The 13,663-nt window shown below is 49.5% G+C and carries 10 protein-coding genes; 2 read left to right on the top strand and 8 right to left on the bottom strand.

The window, feature by feature from the left end; genetic code table 11:
- Nucleotides 1-50: 50 nt before the first annotated feature.
- The 3 genes from BM030_RS07425 to dnaE all read right to left on the bottom strand — a co-directional run bounded on the left by BM030_RS07425 (nt 51) and on the right by dnaE (nt 6,182).
- Nucleotides 51-1,001 carry an ATP-grasp domain-containing protein gene (locus BM030_RS07425; RefSeq protein ID WP_139215838.1) on the bottom strand — a complete coding sequence of 317 codons (951 nt, stop codon included), beginning with the start codon at nt 999-1,001 and terminating at the stop codon, nt 51-53.
- Between the two features lie 230 nt (nt 1,002-1,231).
- Nucleotides 1,232-1,549, bottom strand: coding sequence for a thioredoxin (gene trxA / locus BM030_RS07420; RefSeq protein WP_090972802.1), 318 nt, complete (start codon nt 1,547-1,549; stop codon nt 1,232-1,234).
- A 205-nt stretch (nt 1,550-1,754) separates the two neighbouring features.
- Entirely contained in the window at nt 1,755-6,182 is a 4,428-nt protein-coding gene (gene dnaE, locus BM030_RS07415; protein WP_090972800.1) for a DNA polymerase III subunit alpha, read from the bottom strand.
- A 365-nt stretch (nt 6,183-6,547) separates the two neighbouring features.
- On the opposite strand from dnaE, the gene BM030_RS07410 reads away from it, so the two are divergent.
- A complete protein-coding gene (locus BM030_RS07410; protein WP_090972799.1) occupies nt 6,548-7,858 on the top strand; it encodes an ammonium transporter in 1,311 nt (436 codons plus the stop codon).
- 225 nt (nt 7,859-8,083) lie between these two features.
- A complete protein-coding gene (locus BM030_RS07405; protein ID WP_090972797.1) occupies nt 8,084-9,994 on the top strand; it encodes an amidophosphoribosyltransferase in 1,911 nt (636 codons plus the stop codon).
- Here the strand turns inward: BM030_RS07405 and BM030_RS07400 are convergent.
- Genes BM030_RS07400 through BM030_RS07380 form a run of 5 tightly spaced genes read right to left on the bottom strand, consistent with a single transcriptional unit; the run spans nt 9,984 to nt 13,575 of the window.
- Nucleotides 9,984-10,958, bottom strand: a complete 975-nt coding sequence (locus BM030_RS07400; RefSeq protein WP_090972795.1) for a bifunctional riboflavin kinase/FAD synthetase — start codon at nt 10,956-10,958, stop codon at nt 9,984-9,986. The two genes, BM030_RS07405 and BM030_RS07400, sit on opposite strands and share 11 nt — an antisense overlap.
- A complete protein-coding gene (gene truB, locus BM030_RS07395; protein ID WP_090972793.1) occupies nt 10,936-11,652 on the bottom strand; it encodes a tRNA pseudouridine(55) synthase TruB in 717 nt (238 codons plus the stop codon). The genes BM030_RS07400 and truB overlap by 23 nt, the downstream gene beginning before the upstream one ends.
- Nucleotides 11,652-12,446, bottom strand: coding sequence for an undecaprenyl-diphosphate phosphatase (locus tag BM030_RS07390; protein WP_090972789.1), 795 nt, complete (start codon nt 12,444-12,446; stop codon nt 11,652-11,654). The genes truB and BM030_RS07390 overlap by 1 nt, the downstream gene beginning before the upstream one ends.
- The gene (locus BM030_RS07385) at nt 12,446-12,685 is read right to left on the bottom strand and encodes a DUF3098 domain-containing protein (protein ID WP_090972788.1); all 240 of its coding nucleotides are present in this window, start codon (nt 12,683-12,685) and stop codon (nt 12,446-12,448) included. Before BM030_RS07385 ends, BM030_RS07390 begins: the two co-directional genes overlap by 1 nt.
- Before the next feature lie 11 nt (nt 12,686-12,696).
- Entirely contained in the window at nt 12,697-13,575 is an 879-nt protein-coding gene (locus tag BM030_RS07380) for a cell division protein FtsX (RefSeq protein WP_090972786.1), read from the bottom strand.
- Between the last annotated feature and the right edge of the window lie 88 nt (nt 13,576-13,663).

Below are 13,663 nucleotides of genomic sequence, written 5' to 3'. Positions count from 1 at the left end.
TAAGTTGCTGAAATGTGCTTTAAGCATTTTCAGGCCGTCCGTGAGGCTCATCAGCTTAATGCCTTCCCGTTCGGCATTGGTCTTACTGATGCGATATAGCAACCGCCAATGTCTGCAGACTTCTTTCCATGCGAAGAAGACCGAATACGACGGATCATAGATATGGGCAGGTTCACTGGCTGCGCCATCAGTTCGATGATGGAGAAATGCTTCCCCATAGCCAGATCTTCCCAGCTTTTGAACTTGACGTCCAGCCGGCCGTAATGGAATCCGGGTATTCGCTGGCATGTGCTGTCGATAACATGTGCTATTGCCGGGTTGATCCGATGGCTGATATCGACGAACTTGGCACCCCGGCAATGGCTGCCATAAGGGAGCGTATACCGCTCTCCAGCCGGAAGCACCGTTTTCAGCCTAGTGCCGTACGACACTTTCAGCAGCGGCAATTGAATGAAATAGCGTTTTTCCCGGGCCAGCAGACTTTCAATGGTTGATATACCGTCACCCGTGACCGTCAGATACAGCTTGGCCACGATGCCCGAGATATGTCCGCGGGATTCGCCCGGAATACGGTAATAAAAGATACCGGCTTCATGCTCATAATCGATGAATTCCTGATTCAGGAAATCAACCTTGCTCTCGGAGGCATATCGCCTGAGCTCGGCCGGTGTATGCAGCAATTTAACCCCTGTGCCGCGGTCGCCGATATTCGGCTTGGCCATCAATGGAAACCGGAAGCCTTCGGCATACAGTGCGTGTTCCAGGGTCTCCATATCGGCTGTTCCCTGAACCAGGCGCGTTTTGGGATAGCAATGCGTAGGGATGAGATCGTAAATCTGGTTTTTCGGTGCGAGGGTAAATCCAGCATAGGGGATACTCGGGTTTGCGGCGCTAAAGAAAAACGGTGTGCGTGCCTTAAGGCTGATCCACAGCCAGTAAGGCATGACGGGAGCATAAAAGGCAGATACCGGCCAATATTCCCAGTGGCTGGTTTTAATCATCCATTTTTTAAGAGGCCAGAGCCATTTGTTCTTCAAGCCGTCCCTTCTTGTCAATTGAAGGGGGAGCTGTGCGGAATCTGTCGCACCCTGATTATGATGTGTCATAGCTATTATATAAGAACAGTAAAATAGGAAATTTGTTGTGTGGCAGCACAGGCAGGAACGGAGCATGGCCGGACATAGAAAAAGGGCGCCGTTATGACGCCCTTTTTCTATTGCTGTTCAATAATTTACAATTGTTTGGCTAATTTATCGGCCAATACGGATTTGGGCACTGCACCGATTTGTTTATCAACAATCTGTCCATTCTTAAAGAACAGCAGTGCAGGAATATTGCGGATTCCGTATTTTACGGAAATATCAGGATTGTAGTCTACGTTTACCTTGCCCACAACCGCTTTGCCATCGTATTCTTTTGCCAGTTCTTCAACAATGGGGCCCACCATGCGGCAGGGGCCGCACCACTCTGCCCAAAAATCCACCAATACCGGCTTGTCTGATTTCAATACAACTTCGTCGAAGTTGCTGTCTGTAATTTCTAATGCCATGATGTTGTTTCCTTATGCTTCCGGTATACCGTTGATATGCCTTCAGCGGGTTGTTATTATAGTTATTTACTTTTTTGCCTAAGTAAGCTCCGCTGTAGGGCTATGTCCATACGGTGTTGCCCGCAGTTTACAGCCGATAGCTTACATTTCTGCAAATATACACCATCAAATTCATTGCCAAGGCAAAACCACCGACAATCTGACATTAATTTAACTTGTAATTGACACCGTTCAATTCCGTGAGCGCCGTAATAAAATCGTTGCTGGGGCTTACTTTCAGGCCTTTTGATGGCATTTCAATGCTGATTTCCGATTCAAAGTCGCGCACGGCGAACCGGAGTTGGCACGTGGTGTTTTCATATTGCTCGATATTGGCATTTACCAGTTGCTGTATGCGGTTTACGAACTGGTCGTTCAGTTCGTGCAGGGGGATCTGTATGGTAATGGATTTAGCCAATTTATCGCGCAGGTCTGACAGGAGCTGCATGCCTTTTACTTCAAAGCCCCAGTTTCCCGGCTGGCGGAATCGCTCCTGGATGATGCCGCGGATCTGGAGAAAATAGCCTTCGTGAAGATAGCCTTTCAGCTTTACATAATCTTCGCCGAAGAGGGCGATCTCATAAGAATCCGCATAGTCTTCGAAAACCATCACGCCGAAGGGTTTGCCGTTTTTTGTGATGCGGTGACTTGCCGCGGTAACCATGCCACCGATAGTAAGCTCGCGGTTTTTGATTTTATTAAACTCTGAGCGGGTTTCATCATCAACATCCGTTCCTTTGATTTTGTCAATCAAGGTAAGGAGCCGTACAGGGTGCTGGCAGAAATGGCTGATTTCAAACCGGTAATTATCCAGCGGGTGGCTGGTCAGGTAAATGCCGATGACGTCTTTTTCGTATTTGAGCTTTTCGATAAGCCCCCATTCAGGACAAACAGGCAATGTCGGTTCGGGAATCTGGACATTGCTGCTGGCACCGAATAAGCTTACCTGTGCGGAGTTTTCGTTCTCCTTGTATTTCGCTCCGTATTTCAGTGCTTTTTCCAATGTGGAAGCCCCGTCGCCGTCTGCGTGAAAGTATTGCGCACGGTGGCTACCTGCGAAGCAGTCGAAGCCGCCGGCATAAGCCAGGCTTTCAAACGCTTTTTTATTGGCAGAGCGGAGATCGATGCGGCGTGCAAGATCAAAGATGGATGTATAGGGGCTATCTTTACGGCTTTGGACGATGGTATCTACCGCTCCGGCCCCCACACCTTTGACGGCCCCCATGCCGAACCGGATGGCGCCTTTGTCGTTTACCGTGAATTTGTAATACGATTCATTGACATCCGGGCCCAGCACCTGCAGTCCCATACGTTTGCATTCTTCCATGAAGAACGTCACCTGCTTGATGTCATTCATGTTGTTGGACAGTACGGCCGCCATGTATTCTGCGGGGTAGTGCGCTTTCAAATAGGCTGTTTGGTAGGCCACCCAGGCGTAACAGGTGGAGTGCGACTTATTGAAAGCATAACTGGCAAAAGCCTCCCAGTCTTTCCAGATTTTTTCCAGCACCTTAGGGTTATGGCCATTGGCAGCCGCCTGATCAACGAATTTTGGTTTCATCTTGTCCAGCACATCACGCTGCTTCTTGCCCATGGCCTTGCGCAGTACGTCGGCTTCACCTTTGGTAAATCCGGCCAGCTTTTGAGAAAGCAGCATCACCTGCTCTTGGTATACGGTGATGCCATATGTTTCCTTGAGGTATTCCTCGCACGCTTCGAGGTCATACGTTATCGGCTCCATGCCATGCTTCCGGCGGATAAAGCTGGGAATATATTCCATGGGTCCCGGGCGGTACAGCGCATTCATGGCAATGAGGTCGCCAAAAACGGTAGGCTTGAGTTCCTTCATGTACTTCTGCATGCCGGGCGACTCGTACTGGAAGATGCCGATGGTTTCGCCGCGCTGGAAAAGCTCATAGGTAAGCTGGTCGTCAATTGGAAACTCGTCGGGGTTCAGCTCGATGCCGTGTCGCTGTTTGACGATACTTACCGTGTCTTTAATAAGTGTCAATGTCTTCAGACCAAGGAAGTCCATCTTAAGGAGCCCCGCGCTTTCCACTACCGAGTTGTCAAATTGGGTAACGTAGAGGTCTGAATCTTTGGCGGTTGCCACAGGCACGAAGTTAGTGATGTCGTCTGGGGTGATGATCACCCCACAGGCATGGATGCCTGTATTGCGTAGCGAGCCTTCCAGCACTTGCGCCTGCCGGATGGTTTCGGCTTCGATTCCTGTTCCGCTGGCAATATTGATCAGTTGTTGTACGTTTTCCAGCTCTTCTGAGCGCAAAGCGCTTTTGAGCGCCTGCGCGTCCATGTTGAAGATTTTGTTGAGCTTCAGATTAGGAATGAGCTTAGCGATCTTGTCGGCCTCGAACAGCGGAAGATCCAGTACCCGCGCGGTATCGCGGATGGACGACTTGGCTGCCATAGTGCCATAGGTAATGATCTGTGCTACCTGGTTGGCTCCGTATTTTTTGATGACATATTCCATCACACGGCCCCGCCCTTCGTCGTCGAAGTCAATATCAATATCCGGCATGGATATCCGGTCGGGGTTGAGGAACCGTTCGAAAAGCAGGTCGTAAGCTATCGGATCAATATTGGTGATGCCGAGGCAGTATGCCACCGCTGAACCAGCCGCTGAACCCCGGCCAGGCCCGACCGACACACCCATATTCCGAGCCGCCGCGATAAAGTCCTGTACTATCAGGAAGTAACCCGGGTATCCGGTACGTTCGATGGTGGCCAGTTCAAAGTCCAGCCGCTCCCGAATGGCATCGGTAATTTCAGGGTACCGCTTCTTCGCACCCTCATAGGTAAGGTGCCGCAAGTATTTGTTTTCGCCCCGTTTTCCGCCGTCCAGCTTGTCGTCTTCCACCTGAAATTCCTGTGGGATTTCGAATTTGGGTAGCAGTACGTCGCGGTACAGCGAATAAGGTTCGATCTTATCGACGATTTCCTGAATATTGATGATGGCTTCAGGCAGGTCGGCAAAGAGCTTTTTCATTTCGTCGCCTGACTTGAAGTAGTATTCATCATTGGGTAGCCCGAAACGGAATCCGCGCCCACGCCCTTTCGGGGTAGATAACTTTTCGCCATCTTTCACGCACAGTAGGATGTCATGTGCGTGTGCATCGGCTTTTTTAATATAGTAGGTGTTGTTAGTTGCCACCGTTTTCACACCATGTTTGTTCGCCAGTGTAACCAGGCTTTGATTCACGCGGTCTTCGTCTTCCTGCCCATGTCGCATCAATTCGATATAGAAGTCACTGCCGAACGTGCGTTTCCACCACAGCAATGCCTCTTCCGCCTGGTTCTCCCCCATGTTCAGGAGTTTGTTCGGTATTTCACCATAAAGGTTGCCGGATAAGACGATAACATCGTCTTTGTATTGCTCGATGATTGACCTGTCGATGCGGGGTACGTAGTAGAAGCCTTTGGTGTAAGCGATGGACGACATTTTGGCCAGGTTGTGATAGCCTCTTTTGTTCTTAGCCAGGAAGACCACCTGGTAGCCGTTGTCTTTACGCGATTTATCGGTATGGTCATCGCAGACATAAAATTCACAGCCTACGATAGGTTTAATGACGATTTCCTGGGGGGCTTCGCCGTTTTCGGCAGCGGCTTTGTTTTTTGCTTCTGCTGCCTTGTTGTGGTTAAGCACCTGGCTCACGAAGTGAAAGGCCCCCATCATGTTGCCATGATCCGTAATGGCTACTGCCGGCATCCTGTGCGCGGCGGCGGCTTTGACTAAGTCGCCCACGGATATAGTGGATTGAAGCACGGAAAACTGCGTATGGTTATGCAGGTGTACAAAATCCACCTCGGCCATGTCGCGCCGGTTTGCTTCCAGATCCTGTGCAGGGATTTCCGTTTGTTGCTGTTGCAGGCGTTTCCGGATCGCATCAGAAGCGGCTTTCAAATTAACGTGTGTGAGCCCGGCCGACTGGATAGGCTGCGGGTTCCTTTCGCGGAATTCCAGGAAATATCCCGTTTCTACCTGCAGTTCCGCGGCGGTAAACACGTCGCGTTTGATCAATTCAAGGAAACAGCGGGCTGTCGCTTCCACGTCGGCCGTGGCATTGTGCGCCTCGGCAAAAGGCGCTTCAAAGAGAAATTGATGCAGCTCGGTCAGGTTCGGTAATTTATATTTACCGCCACGTCCACCCGGTATTTTGAGCAATTCGGCCGTTATCTCCGTACAGGTGTCCAATACAGGCAGGTGTGCCAGCGGCGATTCCATGCCCAGGCGGTGAAATTCACAGCCCATGATGTTGATGTCGAAGCCAATATTCTGGCCTACCACAAACTTTGCTTTGGCCAGCGCTTCGTTAAACCGGTTGAGTACCCCTGCCAAAGGAACTCCCTGTTCGGTGGCCAGCTCCGTGGAAATGCCGTGCACACGCTCTGCATCAAAAGGGATGTTGAAGCCCTCCGGCTTGATCAGATAATCCTGGTGCTCTACGAGGTTGCCCATGGCATCGTGTAATTGCCACGCTATCTGAATGCATCGGGGCCAGTTGTCTGTATCGGTGATGGGCGCATCCCATCGCTTGGGAAGACCGGTTGTTTCAGTGTCAAATATCAGGTACATCGTTGCCTCAAAAGTCGGGGATTATGCTATGAATTTCCTAACACAAACTTACGGAAATTTAACAGCAACCGAAAAGGAAAAGCCCCTTTACGGAATTGGCGGTTACCAATCCGCTGGGTTTAATCTGTTTACGTTTTCAACAGTAAGGTATTGGTTTTGGGTGGGGTTTTTGTTGTTGTTTGTTTGATGAAATCGGTGTTTTTCTTTATGGTTGCTGTAGTTTTGTTTTGGTTTTTGTAAGTTAAGTTTGATTTTTACAATTTATTTCATAAAAATTTGAATATTATATAATTTTTATGATTAATTTTTAAATTTTATTATCAAAATAGCTATTTTTGTGGTGAATTTTATTCATAAAAATCAAAATGGACTCAAAAAAATCCGCTATTCCTTTTATTTTTTTAGTTATTGTTGTGTTGTTGGCGCTTTTTTATCCCGGTATTCCCGGCGGCGGCGCCCAGGAATTCGATGGTGCAGACGTAGCTTGGATGCTAACCTCTACGGCATTGGTTTTAATCATGACGCCCGGACTGGCCTTTTTTTACGGAGGCATGGTTAAAAAGAAAAATGTAATTTCTACCATGCTCCAAAGTTTCATCTGTATGGGTGTGGTGGCCGTCATCTGGGTGGTGTTTGGCTTCAGCCTGGTATTTGGTGAATCCATTGGTGGCATTATTGGCAACCCGGCCACGTACTTCATGTTTGAAGGCGTCATCGATGGTCCTAATTGGCCCGGGGCGCCCACCATTCCATTCGCGCTGTTTGCAATGTATCAACTGAAGTTTGCCATCATAACACCGGCGCTGATTACGGGTGCTTTTGCCGAGCGTATACGGTTTACGTCTTATGTCTTGTTCCTGTGTCTTTTTTTCGTCTTTATCTACGCGCCCTTAGCCCACGCGACCTGGCATCCCGATGGATTGCTGGCAGGTATGGGGGTGCTGGATTTTGCCGGAGGTACGGTAGTGCATATGTCTGCCGGCGTTACGGCACTGGCGTCGGCGTTGTATCTTAAGCAGGGCAACGGCAATGAAGGGCATAATCCTGCCCGGATAACTTATGTGATACTGGGCACAGGACTGCTGTGGTTCGGGTGGTTCGGCTTCAATGCGGGATCAGCATTTGGAGCGGGGGCTTTGGCAGCAACAGCCTTGGCAACCACCAGTACGGCATCGGGAGCGGCGGCGCTGGCCTGGATTTTCTTCGATGCTGCACGGGGAAAGAAACCTACGGCCATGGGGGTGTGCATCGGCGTTGTGGTCGGACTGGTGGCAATTACGCCGGCTGCGGGTTTTGTAACGGTTCCGCATTCGTTGATTATCGGTGTAGTGGCGTCCGTTATCAGCAGGTTGGTGGTCGAATGGCGTACACATTCACGGGTAGACGATACGTTGGATGTGTTTCCGAGCCACGGCGTAGGCGGCATGGTGGGCATGCTTTTTACCGGTATTTTCGCGACCAAGGCCATCAATGAAGTGGTAGAAACAGATGGCCTGTATTTCGGGGAAACCGGACTGTTCTGGGCGCATGTTATAGGCCTTGTAGGGGCGGTAGCTTTCACCTTCGTTATGGCGTTTTTGCTATTAAAGGTTACCGACCTGATTAGTAAGCTGCGCGTCTCGCCGGAAGAAGAAGAAATCGGGCTGGATATTAGCCAGCATGGTGAGAAGTTATGATGGTGGTTGGTGATTGGTGGTTGGTGGTTGGTGATTGGTGATTGGTGATTGGTGGTTGGTGATTGGTGATTGGTGGTTGGTGGTTGGTGATTGGTGATTGGTGATTGGTGGTTGGTGATTGGTGGTTGGTGATTGGTGGTTGGTGGTGTTAATCTGGGTTAAGAAAGATAGGTTGCAAGATTGTTATTCAAAAATTGTGTATCTTTGCATGCTTAGAAGCATAACATGAGTGACGCTATCAAACACGAGTGCGGAATTGCACTGATTCGCCTGTTAAAACCCCTTTCATATTATCAGGAAAAATACGGTACAGCCTTGTACGGCATCAACAAACTGTACCTGTTGATGGAAAAGCAGCATAACCGCGGGCAAGACGGTGCCGGCATTGCTACCATCAAGCTGGATGTTAAACCCGGCAACCGCTATATCAGCCGGTACCGATCAATGGCACCCAATGCAGTGGCTGATATTTTTGAATATGTACAAAAGAAATTTGCCACAGTGCAACGGACTTACCCTGATCGGTTTGCTGATGCGCAATGGCTTAAAGACAATGTAAGCTTTACGGGAGAGGTGCTTCTGGGGCACCTCCGTTACGGTACACACGGCAAGAACAGCATCGAAAACTGTCACCCGTTTCTTCGTCAGAACAACTGGATGTCCCGTAACTTGGTGATTGCCGGTAACTTTAACATGACCAATGTGGACGAGTTGCTTGAACAGTTGTATGAACTGGGGCAGCATCCGAAAGAACGGGCAGACACAGTGACCGTGCTGGAAAAAATCGGGCATTTCCTGGATTCGGAAAACCAGGAGCTGTTTGATAAGTTCAAGAGGCAGGGGCACAGTAACGTAGAAATCAGTGCGTTGATTGCGGAGCACCTGGACGTGGCTAAAATCCTGCGCAGGTCGGCCAAAAACTGGGATGGCGGCTACACCATCAGCGGTATCTTCGGTCATGGAGACGCATTCGTGATGCGCGACCCCGCGGGTATCCGGCCCGCTTATTATTATGTAAATGACGAAGTGGTAGTGGTGGCATCGGAACGTCCGGCCATACAGACCGCGTTTAACGTGAAATTTGATGAAATCAATGAAGTTAAACCGGGCTACGCACTGATCGTTAAAAAAGACGGAGCCATCACAGAAGAGTTGTTCCGGGATCCGGTTGAAAAGAAATCGTGCTCGTTTGAGCGTATTTACTTTTCGCGGGGCAGCGACGCAGCCATTTACCGCGAACGTAAATACCTCGGGCGCCTGTTGTGTCCGCAAATTTTGGAAGCGGTTAACTATGATATCAAGAACACGGTATTCTCTTATATTCCGAATACTGCCGAAGTAGCATTTTACGGCCTGGAGGAGGGGATAAATGAATACGTGCGGAAGCTCCAAAAGGATACTTTGCTTAACAGGGCCGATAAGATATCGGATGAAGAACTGAACGAGATGCTTAGCATTTCGCCGAGGTTTGAGAAGTTGAACATCAAGGATGCCAAATTACGGACGTTCATCACGCAGGATGCTGACCGCCAGGATATGGTGCAGCACGTGTATGACACGACCTACGGTATCGTCCAGGATCATGAGGATACCATCGTCGCAGTAGATGATTCCATCGTTCGGGGAACAACTCTCAAGCAGAGTATCCTGACCATCCTTGACCGCCTGAATCCCAAAAAAATCATCATCGTTTCTTCCGCGCCTCAAATCCGTTACCCGGATTGCTACGGAATAGACATGTCGCGCTTAGGAGAGTTTGTCGCATTCGAGGCGGCTGTTTCCCTGCTGTACAAACGGGGGATGGGGCATGTGATCGAAGAGGTGTATCAGAAATGCGTGGCCTCGCTGGGGTTACCCAAGGAAGATGTGGATAATTACGTGAAGGCTATTTATGAGCCATTTACCGAAGAAGAGATTTCTAAGGAAATAGCGGGTATCATCCGGGGAAGTCACATTAAGGCCGAAGTGGACGTTATATACCAAAAGTTGGAAAACCTGCATGTTGCCTGCCCTGACCACCGCGGGGATTGGTACTTCTCTGGCGATTATCCCACCCCCGGAGGCAACCGGGTGGTCAACAGGGCCTACATGAACTGGGTAGAGGGCAAGAACGTCCGGGCGTATTTCAGTGCGTAAAAAACGCCCGTACTTTCTTCTCATCGATAGCCATCTGGTCGACCAAATCCTGCATATTTTCGAACCACTGGTCGTGCCGGATAAAGTGTAGAAACTTCACGCGCAGCGTTTTATTATAAATGTCGCCTTCAAAATCGAATAAATGGACCTCGATACTCCTGCTGACGCCATCAACGGTTGGCCGGGTTCCGATATATCCCATGCCTTGAACAACACGCTCGGGCGGATGGGGATTGTATGGGCCCGTTTGGATGCTTGTCGGCTCTACAATGGCAGCTTCGACTGCGTAAATGCCATAGGCCGGGATAAGCTTATGGCGTTCCTCTACGTGTAAGTTGGCGGTAGGGTAGCCGATGTTCCGGCCGAGTTGGTTGCCGCGCACTACCTTACCCGTTAACTGGAATGGGTAGCCTAAGTAACTGTTTGCCGTATCAATGTCGCCTTTGATGAGCGCTTCCCGGATTTTTGTAGACGATACGGCAACGTCATTGATGTCTTGCTCGGGAATTTGCTCAACCGTATAGCCATAGATTTCTGCGTGGTCCAGCAGGTCTTGCAGCGACCCCTCGCGGTCTTTGCCGAAGCGGTGGTCGTAGCCGATGACAATTTTTTTGGTACCGATTTTACCTACCAGTACATCGCGGATGTATTCTTCCGGCGATAGATTCGAGAAGTCGCGCGTAAACGGTGTGATAATCAAGTGGTCGATCCCCGCGTTGGCCAGCAGTTGCACCTTTTCATCGATGTCGCTTATCAGTCTGAGGCTGTCGTCTTCCGGATGCAGAATGAGCCGGGGGTGGGGGAAGAACGTAAGCAGGACGGTTTCCCCGTTTATGTCTTGTGCGCAGTCACGCAGTGTACTTAAGATCTTCTGGTGCCCCACGTGTACCCCGTCAAAGGTGCCAATAGTAACTACCGCATTATCCAGGGCGCGGAAATCCTCAAGATTTTTGTAAATGTTCATGCGTTATTGCAAAGGTAAACTCCTTTAAACACTCCACCAAATCGGCCATTTGCCAGGCATCGGTCACGTGGAAATCACCACTGCGCGTTCGCCGTAGGCTACTTAGGTGCGCACCGTTGTCCAACGCCTTGCCGAAATCGTGGGCAAGCGAACGGATATAGGTTCCTTTGCTGCACACCACCCTGAACTGGACATTGGGAAGTTCAATACCGGTAATCTCAAACTCACGGATGTATACTTTCCGTGGTTTTACCGCTACGGTTTCTCCACGGCGCGCCTTTTCATAAACCCTCTCGCCATCCATTTTTACGGCAGAATGCGCAGGGGGTACCTGCTCTATCTCGCCGACGAAAGCGGCGGCGGTTTCCAGGATACGCGCTTCGGTAATGCCCGATATATCGAACCGCTGGTCTATTTCGCGCTCCAGATCGTACGAGGGTGTCGTGGCACCCAGTGTAATGGTGCCTGTGTATTCCTTTTCCTGAGCTTGGAATGCTTCAATCCGCTTGGTGAACTTTCCGGTGCAGACGATAAGCAGGCCAGTGGCCAGGGGATCCAGCGTCCCCGCGTGGCCAACCTTTACCTTTTGTGGTTTGATAGCGTTACGGATTTTCCGGATCACATCGAAGCTCGTCCACCGTAACGGCTTGTCAACCAGGAACACTTCTCCGCTCGCAAAATCGAATTTCTTCATTATAAGATCTGCAAACTATGGCCGCTCAGCAACAGCGCGATAATGGCGCTTCCAACGATAATACGATACCAGCCGAACGCCCTGAACCCATATTTGGAAACAATGCCGATGAACGATTTGATGGCGATGATAGCCACCACGAAGCCGACAATGTTGCCGATAACCAGCTGACTGATTTCTGTGCTATCCAGGCCGTTTCCCTCGTCGAAGTAATCCTTGAGCTTCAGGAGCGTAGCGCCGAACATCATAGGAATGGCCAAAAAAAACGAAAATTCAGCAGCTGCTTTGCGGGTGAGTTGCTGCGTCATGCCCCCCACGATGGTACTGGCGGAGCGCGACGTGCCCGGTATCAGGGCCAGGCATTGGAAAAAGCCGATTTTCAGCGCCTGTAGGTAGCTGATGTTATCTGAATCGTCGATGACGGGTTTATTAAACCATTTATCAACGAACAGGAGAATAACGCCACCGATGACCAACATGATGCCGACCGTCAGCGGGCTCTCAAGCAACGCATCGATATTGTCACTGAAGAGAAGGCCAAATACAACGGCGGGGATGGCCGCTACGGCCAGTTTGTAATAAAAGGTTACCGACCGGAAGAAGCGGCGGTAGTACAGTACCAGTACCGACAGAATCGTACCCAGCTGCACGGCAATGGTAAACAGTTTAACAAATGGGGTGGGGGCTATGCCCATCAATGCGGAAGCAATAATCATATGGCCGGTAGATGATACCGGCAAAAACTCTGTGAGGCCTTCGACAATGGCCAGCACAATCACTTCAAATAATGTCATTAATTATTGTTGGTTTTTTTTGGTTTTATCAAAATGGATACAACACCCAGCGCAAAACCAACTACCACGACTAATGGGGCCAGGGTAATCTTCGTGAAGCTATAGATGTCTTCTGTACCCATCATGAGAACAAATCCCAGAACAACTACTGCAATGCTCAACAAAAACAGCTGGTAATTCCGTTTTCCGAATACAAATGAAACCTTTTGGGTGTGTTGTGTTTTTTTGTATGTAGCCATAAGGGTGACGGTTATCTGTATAATTCGTTTGTCTTAAGCCGCAGGTACTTGCTTACCGCAAAATAGGTGCTTACACCAGAAATAAGGATGCCCAGGGCCGCTACCACCACAAAGATGATGATAAACTCAAACCAATTGCGCAGGAATACCAGCTCGGGGATTTCCCGTTGGCCCAGGTGCAGGGTGAGTAGTAGCAACAATATGGCTATCAGCGCCCCAAGCAGACCGTGCAGGATACCATAGCCTAAGAACGGCCGCCGGATAAACCCCTTGGTTGCGCCCACCATCTGCATGCTTTTGATAAGGAAACGCTGCGAATAGATGGCCAGCCGTATGGTGTTATTAATGAGCGCCACGGCAATCACCAGCAGCAAGGCGGTAAAAGCCAGGATGACAATGCCGATGGTCCGTATATTTTTGTTAACCATGTCTATCAACGATTCCTGGTAGACCACTTCCTTTACCATTTTATCAGCCGAAATCTTTTTGATAAAGGTTTCGATACTGTCGGTATTGGCGTATTGCGCTTTCAGGTAAACATCAATGGACGACAGCAACGGATTATGCCCGAGAAATTCAACAAAATCTTCGCCAAGCTCCTGTGACAGGTTTTTGGCGGCGAGCTCTTTGCTGATGTATTGTGTGCGCAACACGTATTCATCTTCATTGAGATCTTTTTGTAAAGCCAATACATCGCCCTCACCGACACCTTCGTTGACAATGATGTTCAATACGATGTTCTCCTTAACGTAATTCGATAAGTTTTTCGCATGCACCAGGATAAGCCCCAGCAGACCCGTCATCAACAATACCAAAGCAATACTGATCACCGTGGAAATATAGACAGACTTGGTCTTTTTGGAGGATGTGCTTATTTCATATGCTTCCATATCCCGAATCGTTTACGTTGCGAAAGTAGTGAATTGCTTTGACATAAGCAGCACAGGTCCTGTAAATCTTTAACTTTAACGCTGCCTG

The organism is Parapedobacter composti (assembly GCF_900112315.1).
GTDB lineage: Bacteria > Bacteroidota > Bacteroidia > Sphingobacteriales > Sphingobacteriaceae > Parapedobacter > Parapedobacter composti.
The sequence above is the reverse complement of the archived record's forward strand: the minus strand, read 5'-3'. Positions and strand labels throughout refer to the sequence as shown.